This is a genomic window from Brevundimonas sp. KH_060, assembly GCF_057838275.1.
In genome coordinates this window covers 1,472,145-1,485,249 of sequence record NZ_CM174463.1, presented here as the reverse complement: position 1 = coordinate 1,485,249, position 13,105 = coordinate 1,472,145, and the positions used below count along the sequence as shown (strand labels likewise).

The 13,105-nt window shown below is 66.5% G+C and carries 12 protein-coding genes; 4 read left to right on the top strand and 8 right to left on the bottom strand.

Translation table 11 applies throughout. The features are described from left to right. Window positions 1–12 precede the first annotated feature (12 nt). The gene (locus AC3IPP_RS07335; RefSeq protein ID WP_489150887.1) at window positions 13–576 is read left to right on the top strand and encodes a group III truncated hemoglobin; all 564 of its coding nucleotides are present in this window, start codon (window positions 13–15) and stop codon (window positions 574–576) included. 95 nt (window positions 577–671) lie between these two features. Continuing rightward, window positions 672–3,611: an excinuclease ABC subunit UvrA gene (uvrA, locus tag AC3IPP_RS07330; protein ID WP_489150886.1), complete on the top strand. Its 2,940-nt coding sequence runs from the start codon at window positions 672–674 to the stop codon at window positions 3,609–3,611. Between the two features lie 63 nt (window positions 3,612–3,674). Here uvrA and AC3IPP_RS07325 read toward each other — a convergent pair whose 3' ends face one another. Together AC3IPP_RS07325 and AC3IPP_RS07320 are read right to left on the bottom strand one after the other, a co-directional pair. Beyond that, window positions 3,675–4,565 (bottom strand): hypothetical protein, encoded by an 891-nt coding sequence (locus tag AC3IPP_RS07325; RefSeq protein ID WP_312052548.1) that lies wholly within the window; start codon window positions 4,563–4,565, stop codon window positions 3,675–3,677. A 20-nt stretch (window positions 4,566–4,585) separates the two neighbouring features. Next, window positions 4,586–5,524, bottom strand: coding sequence for a hypothetical protein (locus AC3IPP_RS07320; protein WP_489150885.1), 939 nt, complete (start codon window positions 5,522–5,524; stop codon window positions 4,586–4,588). Window positions 5,525–5,636: 112 nt separating this feature from the next. On the opposite strand from AC3IPP_RS07320, the gene trmFO reads away from it, so the two are divergent. Continuing rightward, complete coding sequence (gene trmFO / locus AC3IPP_RS07315; RefSeq protein ID WP_489150884.1) at window positions 5,637–7,049, top strand: methylenetetrahydrofolate--tRNA-(uracil(54)-C(5))-methyltransferase (FADH(2)-oxidizing) TrmFO; 1,413 nt, start codon at window positions 5,637–5,639, stop codon at window positions 7,047–7,049. Here the strand turns inward: trmFO and AC3IPP_RS07310 are convergent. Then, the gene (locus AC3IPP_RS07310) at window positions 7,046–8,251 is read right to left on the bottom strand and encodes an MFS transporter (RefSeq protein WP_489150883.1); all 1,206 of its coding nucleotides are present in this window, start codon (window positions 8,249–8,251) and stop codon (window positions 7,046–7,048) included. The genes trmFO and AC3IPP_RS07310 overlap by 4 nt on opposite strands. A 64-nt stretch (window positions 8,252–8,315) precedes the next feature. Here AC3IPP_RS07310 and AC3IPP_RS07305 point away from each other — a divergent pair, with 64 nt between their 5' ends. Further along, the gene (locus tag AC3IPP_RS07305; protein ID WP_489150882.1) at window positions 8,316–8,807 is read left to right on the top strand and encodes a MarR family winged helix-turn-helix transcriptional regulator; all 492 of its coding nucleotides are present in this window, start codon (window positions 8,316–8,318) and stop codon (window positions 8,805–8,807) included. On the opposite strand, the gene AC3IPP_RS07300 is transcribed toward AC3IPP_RS07305, so the two are convergent. The 5 genes from AC3IPP_RS07300 to secD all read right to left on the bottom strand — a co-directional run bounded on the left by AC3IPP_RS07300 (window position 8,804) and on the right by secD (window position 13,071). Beyond that, window positions 8,804–9,337, bottom strand: coding sequence for a rhodanese family protein (locus AC3IPP_RS07300; protein WP_003165254.1), 534 nt, complete (start codon window positions 9,335–9,337; stop codon window positions 8,804–8,806). The two genes, AC3IPP_RS07305 and AC3IPP_RS07300, sit on opposite strands and share 4 nt — an antisense overlap. Window positions 9,338–9,364: 27 nt before the next feature. Next, window positions 9,365–9,682 (bottom strand): ArsR/SmtB family transcription factor, encoded by a 318-nt coding sequence (locus tag AC3IPP_RS07295; RefSeq protein WP_003165255.1) that lies wholly within the window; start codon window positions 9,680–9,682, stop codon window positions 9,365–9,367. 65 nt (window positions 9,683–9,747) lie between these two features. Further along, window positions 9,748–10,374 (bottom strand): squalene/phytoene synthase family protein, encoded by a 627-nt coding sequence (locus AC3IPP_RS07290; protein ID WP_489150881.1) that lies wholly within the window; start codon window positions 10,372–10,374, stop codon window positions 9,748–9,750. 106 nt (window positions 10,375–10,480) lie between these two features. Next, window positions 10,481–11,473, bottom strand: coding sequence for a protein translocase subunit SecF (secF, locus tag AC3IPP_RS07285; protein ID WP_313634475.1), 993 nt, complete (start codon window positions 11,471–11,473; stop codon window positions 10,481–10,483). Beyond that, window positions 11,473–13,071 carry a protein translocase subunit SecD gene (secD, locus tag AC3IPP_RS07280; RefSeq protein ID WP_003165258.1) on the bottom strand — a complete coding sequence of 533 codons (1,599 nt, stop codon included), beginning with the start codon at window positions 13,069–13,071 and terminating at the stop codon, window positions 11,473–11,475. The genes secF and secD overlap by 1 nt, the downstream gene beginning before the upstream one ends. Window positions 13,072–13,105 lie beyond the last annotated feature (34 nt).

Genomic DNA, 13,105 nt, shown 5'->3' with positions numbered 1-13,105 from the left:
ACAATCGGCGTCATGGCCTTCCGCGACGCCGCTTCCTATCTTGCCGATATGAGCACGCCCGACCGCCCCGTCGCCTTTCGCATCGACCGTCCCGCGCCGGACCGGGCCCAAGCCGCCGCCCGTCGCGAAGCCGCCGTCGCCCGCATCCGCGCCGAAACGGGCATCGACGAGACCATGATCGACGCCTTGGTCGAAGGCTTCTACGCCAAGGTGCGCGAGGATGATTTCATCGGCCCGATCTTCGCCGCCCGCATCGACGACTGGGGTCCGCATCTGGAGCAGATGAAGCTGTTCTGGTCGTCCGTCGCCCTGTCGACCGGCGTCTATCAGGGGCGGCCCATGCCCAAACACCTGCCCCTGCCGATCGACGCGCGTCATTTCGATCACTGGCTAGGCTTGTTCGAGACGACTGCCCGCGAACTATGCCCGCCCGTCGCCGCCGAACATTTCATCGTCCGCGCCCGCCGCATCGCCGAAAGCCTTGAGCTGGGCGTCGCCAACGCCCACGGCGTCCTGGTCGGCCCCGGCGAACGCTATCGCCGCTCAGGAACGCCGTGGGCGCCTGAAGCAGACTAAAGTTCTCATATTGTTCTTGCTGTTTCCGGCGAATTGATCCCCATATAGCGTCGTCGCCCCGGACCGTTTCGGGGTCTTCCGCGTTCCCGGATTCCATGACCGAAAAGCACAACTTCATCCGCGTTCGCGGCGCCCGCGAGCACAACCTCAAGGGCGTCGATCTCGACATTCCGCGCGAGCAGCTGGTGGTCATGACCGGCCTGTCCGGGTCGGGCAAATCCTCGCTGGCGTTCGACACCATCTACGCCGAGGGTCAGCGCCGCTATGTCGAGAGCCTGTCAGCCTACGCGCGCCAGTTCCTGGAGCTGATGGGCAAGCCGGACGTAGACCTGATCGAGGGCCTGTCCCCGGCCATCTCCATCGAGCAGAAGACGACATCGAAGAACCCGCGCTCGACCGTCGGCACCGTCACCGAGATCCACGACTACATGCGCCTGTTGTGGGCGCGCGTGGGCGTGCCCTATTCGCCCGCCACCGGCCTGCCGATTGAAAGCCAGACCGTCAGCCAGATGGTCGACAAGCTGACCGCCCTGCCCGACGGCGAGCGTATCCTGCTGCTGGCGCCGGTCGTTCGCGGCCGCAAGGGCGAGTACAAGAAGGAAATGGCCGAGTGGCAGCGTCAGGGCTTCCAGAGGCTGAAGATCGACGGCGAATTCTACGCCATCGAGGACGCTCCCGCGCTCGACAAAAAGTTCAAGCACGACATCGATATCGTCGTCGATCGCATTGTAACCAAAGAAGGCCTTGAAGGCCGCTACGCCGACAGCATCCAGACCGCACTCGGTCTGGCTGAGGGCATAGCCACGGCGGAATGGGCTAGCGCGCCTGAAGGCGAAGAGCCGCGCCGGATCGTCTTTTCCGAGAAATTCGCCTGCCCCGTCTCAGGCTTCACCATCAGCGAGATCGAGCCCAGGCTGTTCTCGTTCAACAACCCCTTCGGCGCCTGTCCGGCCTGTGACGGCCTGGGGGTCAAGCTGGCCTTCGACGCCGACCTGGTGATCCCCGACCGCGACAAGACCCTGCACAAGGGCGCGGTGGCGCCGTGGGCGCGCGGCCCCTCGCCGCTCTATACGCAGACGCTGCAGTCGCTGGCGCTGCACTACGGCTTCTCGATGGACAAGGCGTGGCGCGACCTGCCGGAGAAGGCGCAATCCGTCGTCCTGCGCGGCTCGGGCGGCGAGAAGATCAAGTTCGTCTATGACGACAACGCCCGCAAATACGAGGTCTCCAAGCCGTTCGAGGGCGTGCTGCCGAACCTGGAGCGCCGCTGGCGCGAGACCGACAGCGCCTGGGTGCGCGAGGAGCTGGGCCGCTATCAATCCGAAACCCCGTGCGAGGTCTGCGGCGGCAAGCGCCTGAAACCCGAGGCCCTGGCGGTCAAGGTCGGGGGCGAGGACATCGCCGACATCTCCAACCTGTCCATCTCCAAGGCCTTCCTGTGGTTCTCGACGCTGGAAGACGGCCTGACCGAGAAGCAGATCGAGATCGCCCGACGCATCCTGAAGGAGATCACCGACCGGCTGCGTTTCCTGAACAACGTCGGGCTGGACTATCTGAACCTGTCGCGTTCGTCCGGCACCCTGTCGGGCGGCGAGAGCCAGCGCATCCGTCTGGCCTCGCAGATCGGCTCGGGCCTGACCGGCGTCCTCTATGTGCTGGACGAGCCGTCCATCGGCCTGCACCAGCGCGACAACACCCGTCTGCTGGACAGCCTGAAAGGGCTGCGCGACTTGGGGAACTCCGTGCTGGTGGTCGAGCACGATGAAGAAGCGATCCTGACGGCCGACTACGTCATCGACATGGGCCCGGCCGCCGGCGTCCACGGCGGCACGGTCTGCGCCGAAGGCACGCCCGCACAGGTCATGGCCAACCCCAACTCCCTGACCGGCCAGTATCTGACCGGCGCGCGCGAGATCGAACTGCCGCCCGAAGGCCGCCGTCCGATCAACCGCAAGCGGATGCTCAAGGTCTCGGGCGCCACGGGCAACAACCTGAAGAACGTCACGGGCGAGATTCCGGTCGGCGTCTTCACCTGCGTCACAGGCGTCTCGGGCGGCGGAAAGTCGACCTTCACCATCGAGACCCTGTACAAGGCCGCCGCGCGCCGCCTGAACAATGCGTCCGACGCCCCCGCCCCCTTCGACCGCATCGAGGGGCTGGAGCATTTCGACAAGGTCATCGACATCGACCAGTCGCCCATCGGCCGCACCCCGCGCTCGAACCCCGCCACCTACACCGGCGCCTTCGGCCCGATCCGCGACTGGTATGCGGGCCTGCCCGAGGCCAAGGCGCGCGGCTACGGCCCCGGCCGCTTCAGCTTCAACGTCAAGGGCGGCCGCTGCGAGGCCTGCCAGGGCGACGGCGTCATCAAGATCGAGATGCACTTCCTGCCCGACGTCTACGTCACCTGCGACGTCTGCAAGGGCAAGCGCTACAACCGCGAAACGCTGGAAATCGTCTTCAAAGGCAAGAGCATATCCGACGTTCTGGACATGACGGTTGAAGAGGCGGCGCGCTTCTTCACCGCTGTGCCCTCGATCCGCGACAAGATGCTGACGCTGGAGCGCGTGGGTCTGGGCTACGTCAAGGTCGGCCAGCCGGCCACCACCCTGTCCGGCGGCGAGGCCCAGCGAGTCAAGCTGTCGAAGGAGCTGTCGAAGCGGGCGACCGGCAAGACGCTCTACATCCTGGACGAACCTACGACCGGCCTGCACTTCGAGGACACGCGCAAGCTGCTGGAGGTGCTGCAGGAACTGGTCGAGAACGGCAACACTATCGTCGTGATCGAGCACAACCTCGACGTCATCAAGGTGGCCGACCACCTGCTGGACTTCGGCCCCGAGGGCGGCGACGGCGGGGGCGAGATCGTCGCCGTCGGTACGCCGGAACAGGTAGCCGACAACCCCGCCAGCTGGACCGGCCGCTACCTCAAGGAAGTGCTGGACCGGCACGAGGAACGCCGCAAGGGCCGCATCGCCGCCCTGACCGCCGAACCCGCGCCCGCCAAGCGCGCCAAAGCCCGCAAGAGCGCCTGACCCAAAAAGAACGCCGCGCCCCTATCGGAGCGCGGCGTTTTCATTTCCGCCGACGCCGTCGGATCAGACGCGCGGCACGCCCTTGATGCCCAGATAGGCGGCCGAGAACGGCGCATAGATGATGGCCGCCTGGGCCGCCGACAGCAGGGCGTTGACCACGCCCCACACCAGCAGGGCCGGCCAGAACTTCACGAGCAGCGTGGCGATATTGGTCGTCTCCGCCCCCGCCAGGCTCTCCAGACCGCCGAAGATCAGGTTTAACGGCGCAATGACGATGGAGCCCAAAAGCCCCACCAGCATGGACATGACACCCGCCAGCACCGCCATGCCGAGCAGCGGCCAGAAGCGGCCCTTGGTCATGGCCCAGCTTTCCTTGATGGCGATCTTCTGCTCCGCAAAAGTCATCGGCGCGACCAGGCTGAGGCGCACGGCCAGCCAGACGGCGACCGCCGCGCCCCCGAGCCCCGCCAGCACCGCCGGCAGGATCAGGAAGGGCGCGCCCATGCTAGCGGCCAGCCCCACGAAGACGCTCACCAGCGCCGTTCCCCCCATCACGACGCCGAACATCAGCAGCGCCACGAGCAGGGTGGCCCCCAGGATACGCAACTCATCGCGGCCCAGGCGCAGATAGCCGAACCGCTTTTCCTCAGGCCGGATGACGGAACGCGCCACCGCCGCCGTCAGCACGGCGCTGAACAGAAGCGACAGCGGCAGGGCCAGCCCCATCATGGCGCCATAGGCCTGCCCCAGGCTGGTCAGGTCGCTCATCGACGGTTCGGCGCTCTGCTCGATCTGCTCGGCCAGGTTGATGATGTTGATCAGGCTGCCGCCCGCCACCGCGAAGAAGACCGCGAAGAAGACAATATAGGCTGCGGCCCAGGCCAGAAGGGCCATCGGCGCCCGACGGGCCAGACGGAAGCCCTCAAAGGCGGATTCGGTGGCGTTGAAACTCATGCTGGCTCCTCGATTCTCGCTCAGCTTAACGCAGCTGCGCCGGTTTCGTCCTGTTTCTGCGTCGCCAGCATCTGCCGGCAGGCCGACACGCCGGGCGCGATCCAGATGGCGACGATGATTCCGTAGTAGATCGCGATCATCACAAAGGCCGCAACGCCCACAGCCACGGCCACGCCGAGGTTGAAGTCAGGAACCCCGCCCTGTGCGCTCTCGACCCATGCCGCCAACTGGGGCCAGAAGGGAATGCTGACGCCCAGCGCGATCAAGCCGGCTATTACCAGAAACAGCACATGGATTACGAGGGTGATGGCGATGGTCGCTGCGAACAGGCCCAGCAGAACGCCGACTCGTCCCTTCGTCATCTTCCACCCCGACACGAAGGCGAAGTCCTGCGAAGCGATGCTCAGCGGCATGATCATGGATGTCCGAAGAGCCGCCCAGACAATGCCCACGATCCCCGCCAGTCCCACCGCCACGCCCATGATCACGGCCGCCGTTTCAGACACCATCCAGAAGGCCGCCCCAAAGGCGAAAGCCAGCAGAACAACGACCAGCATCACGCCATAGCAGCCCGCCATGACGGCCAGCCCGGCTACAGCCACCCTCGCCTCATCCATGCCGACGCGAAGATCGAAGAAGCGACCCGGCGCGCGCTCGGGCCACAGCACAGCGCGGCAGATGGCGGCGATGATCAGCACATAGCCGATCAGTTGCACCACATTGATCAGCATGGACCAGGCCTGCATCCGCATCATGGCGGCGAGCGCCTGCGGGCTGGGGTCCGCATCCTCGGCCATCGCGTCAAGACCAATGCTCATGAACAGGTCGATCATGACGATGGCGGACAGCAACAGAGGCAGGGCCAGGATGACGCCCCAGGCCAATACGCTGCCCGGCCGACGCAGGATCAGACGGAAACCATCCGCCAGCGCTTCATCGATCTGGAATCCATGGGTCATGAACAGCCTCCGCCGTTTTCTATACGGGGGAAGGCGCCGCTGCGACACCCCGCGCTGCTTCAGCTTCCACAGCCTGCATGACAGGACCACGGCGGACGGCTATTAGGCCGCCATGTCGAATGCGCCCACCACTCCCCGCCCCGCTCCCGTGCACGTCATCGGCGGAGGTCTCGCCGGATCCGAAGCGGCCTGGCAGATCGCCCAGGCGGGCGTGCCCGTCATCCTGCACGAAATGCGCCGGGACGAGCCGGAGCAGGTGCGGACCGACGCCCACCACACCACGGGCCTGGCCGAGCTGGTCTGCTCCAACTCCTTCCGGTCGGACGACTGGGAGTTCAACGCCGTCGGCCTGTTGCATGCCGAGATGCGGGCGCTGGACAGCCTGATCATGGCCTCCGGCGACGCCAATCAGGTGCCGGCGGGCGGCGCCCTGGCGGTCGACCGCATCGGCTTCTCGGATGCTGTCACGGCCAAGCTGGAAGCCCACCCCCTCGTGACCATCGTGCGTGAAGAGATCGCGGGCATTCCGCCGGAAGACTGGGACAACGTCATCGTCGCCACCGGCCCGCTGACCTCGCCCGCCCTGGCCGACGCCATCCTGAAGGCGACGGGCGAAGAAAGCCTCAGCTTCTTCGACGCCATCGCGCCGATCCTGCACGCCGACAGCATCGACTTCGACGTCGCCTGGCGCCAGTCGCGCTATGACAAGGAAGGCCCCGGCGGCGACAAGGCGGCCTACGTCAACTGCCCGATGGACAAGGCCCAGTACGAAGCCTTCATCGACGCCCTGCTGGACGGCCCCAAGGCCGACTTCAAGGAGTGGGAAAACGTCCCCTATTTTGACGGCTGCCTGCCGATCGAGGTCATGGCCGAGCGCGGCCGCGAGACCCTGCGCCACGGCCCGATGAAGCCGGTCGGCCTGACCAATCAGCACAACCCGACGGTCAAGCCCTACGCCATCGTCCAACTGCGTCAGGATAATGCGCTGGGCACCCTGTTCAACATGGTCGGCTTCCAGACCAAGCTGAAGTACGGCGCCCAGACCGACGTCTTCCGCATGATCCCTGGTCTGGAGAACGCCCAGTTCGCGCGTCTGGGGGGCCTGCACCGCAACACCTTCCTGAACAGCCCTAAGCTGCTGGACAAGCAGATGCGGCTGAAGGCCATTCCGCGCATGCGCTTCGCCGGCCAGGTGACCGGGGTCGAGGGCTATGTCGAGAGCGCGGCCATGGGCCTGCTGACCGGCCGTCTGGCCGCCGCCCAGGCGCTGGGCCGCGATCTGACGCCGCCGCCGCCGGAAACCGCCATGGGCGCCCTGGTCGAACACATCACCGGCGGGCATCTGGAAGGCTCCAAATTCCAGCCGATGAACATCAACTACGGCCTGCTGCCGCCGCTGGAGGCGCCCAAGGTCGATGAGGACGGCAAGCGCATTCACCCCAAGGAACGCGGCCGCGCCAAGAAACGCCTGCAGAGCATCCGCGCGCTGGACGCCCTGAAAGCCTGGCGGGACGCGGCGGCTTAACGCAGCTTCGCGCCGCCGGGCCTGAAGGTCAGGGTCATCAGGGCCATGGCGACGAGCCCCAGCCCCATCAGCAGCCAGGCCTGGCTGAGGTCCGACAGGCGGTCGCGCAGCAGCCCGGCCGCCAGCGGCGACAGGCTGGCGATGATGTAGCCTCCGCCCTGGACGAAGGCGAGCAGATCGCCCGATCGCACCGGGTCGTCGATCTGGTCCATGGCCAGGATCAGGGTCAGCGGAAACACCGCCCCGATACCCAGCCCCAGCAGCAGCATGACCGGGACCGCCAGGCTGACCGGCGTCAGCACCAGTCCGGCCAGCCCAACCAGCGCCAGAGCCACCGCCATCAGCATCGGTCCGCGCCGGTCAGGGAAACGGGCGATGAACAGAGACACCAGCACGCCCGCCGCGACCTCGGCTCCCGTCATGCCGCTGAGCAGAAAGCCCGCCGTCGCACGCGTCTGCCCCATGTCGACGTAGTAGGGCGGCAACCAGGCCAGCACGAGCGTATAGGCCGAGGTGCCCAGCCCCAGGATCGGGACCAACGCCCAGGCCCTGGGCTGCTTCCAGAACGGAACCTCGGGGTGGGTTCCTTCGGCCATGGCCGCGCGGTTCGGCTCTTCAGCCGCCGGGACGCGCGAGGCGACGATCCAGACAACGGCCGCCAGAAAGGCCGGGACCGCCCACAACGCTAGGGCTCCAGCCCAGCCGACCGCCTCGGCCAGTCCCGCCGCCGTCGCCGCCGCCACGGCGGCGCCGCCCATGATGCCGGTCGTATAGACGCCCATGACCGTGCCGAAACGCGTCGGAAAGGCCCGTTTGACGACCACGGGCGCCAGGGCCTGAATCAGGGCCACCCCGACGCCGACCACCACGGCGCTGGCGATCAGACCAGCTGTCCCGTCAAAGACCGCACGCGCCAAACAGGCCAAGCCGATCAGGACGGCGCCCAACAGGACGCCTTTGCGCTCGCCCAGCCGTCGCCGCAGCGGACGGATCGACAAGGCGCCGACGCCGATCATCGCCACCGGCAGGGTGGTCAGCAGGCTGGCCGTGGTCGAACCCATGCCGGTCGCCGCTTCGATCAGATCCAGCAGAGGCCCGACCGCCGCCATCGCCGGGCGCAGGTTCAGCGCCAGGGCGAAGATGGCCGCGATCAACAGCAGACCCGCGCCGCGCGAAGGTTGCGGGGCGTTCGACTGATCCATCCGAGGTGACTCCGGCTGCGGAAGACGATAATGTCTCGCCATCAAGTATCTTGATGTCAAGACAATGACTGATCGCGCTTCCCGCGCCGCCGCCCAATGGGCGGTCGCGCGCCCCGACCTCGACCTGCTGGCCATGGAGACGCTGGGGCGTCTGCACGAGGCCTCCATTCTGGTGACGCGTGAGCGGCAGGCGCCGCTCTACGCTCGCCACGGGCTTCAGCATGGCGAATTCGATGTTCTGGCCACCCTGCGGCGCGCGCCCTCGTCGGACGGCCTGACGCCGACGGCGCTTTATGAGGCGACGATGATGTCGTCGGGCGGCATGACGGCGCGGCTGGACCGGCTGCAGAAGTCAGGTCTGATCGAGCGCATGCCCCACCCCAGCGACCGCCGCGCCTCCCTGGTTAGGCTGACAGCCAAGGGGTTCGACCTGATCGACACGCTGATGCCGCTGCACATGGCCGAAAGCCAGGCCATGCTGGCCGACCTGTCGCGCGACGAGCAGGCCGCGTTGAGCGCCCTGCTCGCCCGGTTGATCGGCGCGCTGGAGGCCTAGGCTCGCTTCATCCGGCGGTTCCAGGGCATCACCGCCAGCAAGCGCGCCATGCCGCAGAATCCGGTCGCGCCCGCCACGAACAGGCCCGCGCCGACGAAGGCGCTGATCCCCCAGAAACCAGGGTGGACCATAACGCCCAGCGCCCCGCCCAACAGGATCAGGCCGCCCGCCGCCATCTGCACCTGACGCATCAGCTCCAGCGGCTGCTTGCGGTCGGCGACGACCGGCAGGCCCGCCTTCTTCCATCCATCCAGACCGCCCGCCAGAACGTGCGCCGGGCCGTCGATGCGGGCAGCCAGCCGGTCGCAGTTCCCCGCCGTGCGGTTGCCGCTGCGGCACATGAAGATCACGTCGCCGCCGGGCTTGAGGCCCAGATCGGCGCTCTCAAAAGCCGACAGCGGCGCGGCGACGGCGCCGGCAATATGTTCGCGTGCGTGCTCGTCCGGCTCACGAACATCGATCAGAACGGCCTGACCGGCCTTCAGACGGGCGGCGACATCGGCGGGCGTCAGAGAGATCAGCGTATTCATCGTTTTTCCTTAGGAGAGAGGCGGCGCTCAACGCGCCTCGGGCGGGCAGAAAATCTCGGCCAACACCCCGATCACCTTCAGGGCGGCGGGATCGGCTATGCGGTAAAAGACGGCGGTGCCGCTCTTGCGCGTGCTGACCAGACCATCTTCGCGCAGACGCGCCAGATGCTGCGACAGCGCCGATTGCGACAGACCGACCTGTAGATCGGACACTTGCCGTTCGCCCTCGCCGATCTGGCACAGGATCATCAGGCGATGTTCGTTTGACAGGGCCTTCAGCAGACGGGACGCATCGCCCGCGCTGGCTTGAAAGCGCTCCAGTCCCATACGTTCGAGATCAACCATGGCGCCAATATATGCCGTGCTTCTAAATTAGCAATAACTAATATATTGAGATCTAGCGCAATGCGTCAGACACGCCCGCGCAAGACGGCCCAGAACAGGCGCAACCGCTTGAAGGCTTCGGGTTCATCCGCGCGCATCAACGTCGCGGCGGCCACGGCGGGGAAAGCCGCGACGGGCAACGTCCTAAGCATTTGGTTGGCCTCAGCGCGCGCGGCTTGGGCCTCATCCGTTCGTCCGGTCTGGGCCAGGCCTCGCAGCCGTCCAGCGACGGTTGCCGACGCCTCATGCCCCTTGCCTGCCAGAATACGCACCGCCGCCTGCATGGGACCGACATAGAAGGCGTCCAGATCATGTGGTTCGCCATGCACGCGGCCGATATGGGCCTCGATCAGAGCGTCGAACGGCGCCCGCTCCAGGCCATGACGCGTCACCGCCGCCGTCAGGGCCTCCAGCACCGGATGACCTACGCGGGGCGTGTCGGTGAAGACGCCCTCCATCTGCTCGCCCCACCAGGCGTAGCGCATCTCGGCCAACAGCGGCTGGGTCACTCGCGTCGGAATGGCCAACAGTTCCGCCTCGAAGGCGTAGAGGGCGATCAGATCGGCCCGCGCCTGTTCGTCCGCGACGAAGCGGCTGGCCAGCCAGCGGTCGAGGTCGGCGGCGCGAACCTGGGCATCAAGATCAACAGTCATGGCGACAGGCCCTTCGACCATTGACGCGCCCGCATCAAGCCCCAGAACGCACACGGCCCGCCTCCCTTTCGGAAGACGGGCCGTGGTTCAGACGCAGGCGACGCCTTTACGGGCGGCTGGCCATGCCAAACTTGACCGGAGTCGTGTCCGCCTTGCCGCCGCCGCTGCGATCCACGCCCCACAGCAGGATGATCGGCGCGCCCACATAGATGGACGAGAAGGTGCCGATCACGACGCCGAAGGCCAGGGTGATCGAGAAGCCGCGCAGGGCCTCGCCGCCGAAGACGGCCAGGACGATCAGCACGATCACGGTCGTCAGACCGGTGATGATGGTTCGCGACAGGGTCTCGTTGATCGACAGGTCGATCACCTCGCGCAGAGGCATGACCTTGTACTTGCGCAGGTTCTCCCGCAGGCGGTCGAACACGACGACGGTGTCGTTCATCGAATAGCCGATGACCGTCAGCAGGGCCGCGACCAGGTTCAGGCTGAACTCCATCCGCAAGGCGACGATCAGGCCGAAGGTCAAGGCCACGTCGTGCAGCAGGCCCGCCACGGCGCCGATGCCAAACTGCCAGGGGAAGCGGAAGGCGATGTAGAGGAACATCAGCACCACAGCCACCAGCAGGGCCATCACGCCGTTGGTCAGCAGTTCGCCCGAAACCTTGGAGCCCACGACGCTGACGCCCGAATAGGCGACGTCGCCGACCGCTTCGCTGATCGCGCCCTCGACCTTCTGAACGACGGCCGTCTGGTCTTCGTTATCGGGCACCTGGAAGCGGACGATGGCGGTCGAACCGTCGTCCAGGTTGCTGTCGCGTCGCGCAATGCCCTGCACCTGAACATCGCCCAGATCCAGACCGCTGACGGCGCCGCGAAGCTTGTCCAGCTCCAGCGTCTGACCTGCGGGCTTGGCGACTTCCATCGAGGCGCCGCCCCGGAAGTCGATGCCAAGGTTCAGGCCGGGATAGAAGCAGCCGATGATCGCCGCCACCGTCAGGATCGCCGACAGCACGGCGAAGCCCTTGGCGTATTTGACGAACTGGAAGTTCGTCTTGTGCGGCAGCAGTTTGATAAGAGGCCAACCCTTCATCGACATCACTCCGCGATCGGCAGTTTCTTCGGCTTGGCGATCTTGAGCCAATAGCCGAGCAGGACTTGGGCCGTCAGCACCGAAGAGAAGACGGAGGTGAAGACGCCGATGGTCAGGGTCCAGGCGAAGCCGCGCACGGGACCGGCGCCGAACATGAACATGATCAACGCGGCCACCAGGGTGGTCAGGTTGGCGTCGATGATGGTGCCCATGGCGCGGTTGAAGCCCGCGTCCATCGAGGCTACCACGGAACGTCCCTGACGCGCCTCGTCGCGCATCCGCTCATAGATCAGCACGTTGGCGTCAACGGCCACGGCGAAGGTCAGGATCAGACCGGCGATCCCCGGCAGCGTCAGCGTGGCCTGGGTCAGCGACATGGCCGCGACGATCAGGATGCCGTTCAGGATCAGGCCGATCACCGAAATGCCGCCGAACAGGAAGCCGTAGGCCAGGATCATGAAGATCACGATGACCGCGAAGCCCAGGGCGGTCGACAAGGCGCCCGCAGCCACGGCGTCGGCGCCCAGCTCGGCGGTGACGACGCGGCGTTCCTCGACCTTCAGCGGCGCCGGAAGGGCGCCGCCGTTCAGCAGATTCACCAGCTCAGACGCCGAAGCGATGGTGAAGTTGCCGGTGATCTGACCTCGCCCGCCGGTGATGGCCGACTGGATGGTCGGGGCCGAAATGACCTTGCCGTCCAGGATGATGGCGAAGGGCTTGCCGAGGTTCTGGGCCGTCGCCTCGCCGAAACGACGCGAGCCCTGGCTGTCGAACTGGAAGTCGATGGCCGGGCGGTTGTTCTGATCGGCGCCGACGCCGGCGCGGGTCAGGTTCTCGCCCGAGACCAGGATGCGGCGCTTGACCAGATAGGGAGTGCCAAGATCGTCGACCAACAATTCTGCGTCGGGCGGCACGCGACCGGCCAGGGCGTCGTTCAGCCCCGTCGGCGAGGTGTCGACCATCTGGAAGGTCAGTTGAGCCGTACGACCCACCAGACGCTCCAGCTCCGCCGGATCGCTCTGGCCCGGCGCCTGGATGACGATGCGGTCCGCGCCCTGGCGGGTGATGGCGATTTCCTTGGTGCCCGAGCTGTCCAGACGACGGCGCACGACTTCGATCGATTGATCGACGGCGGTCGCGCCCATGCTGGCCAGAGCCGCGTCGGTGAAGGCGTAGCGGATACGGCCGCCGCCCAGCTTGGTCGCCACGCGGTCCGGCTGTCCCGTAGGGCCGACGCCCTGCTGGGCCATGGTGCGCAGGGTGTTGAAGGCCGTGTCATAGGCCGCGCCCTCGGCGACGGTCACGACGACGCCGCCTGCTTCGCGCTGCATGCCCATGATGTTGACCTGGTCTTCCCGCAGGGAAACCCGAACGTCTTCCATCAGGTTGGAGATGCGCTTGGTGCGCATCTCGGGCACATCGACCTCGAGCAGGAGGTAGGAGCCCCCCTGAAGGTCCAGGCCCAGGTTCAGGCCGTTGCTGGGCAGCCAGCTCGGCAGAGCTTCGCGCTGCGCCGGCGACAGCACGCTCGGATAGGCCAGGAACAACCCGAGGACGAGCGACAGCGCGACCAGGGTGATTTTCCAGCGTGAAAGCTGAATCATGTCTCGGTTCTCTTCAGGGCCGGCGCGCGCCGCG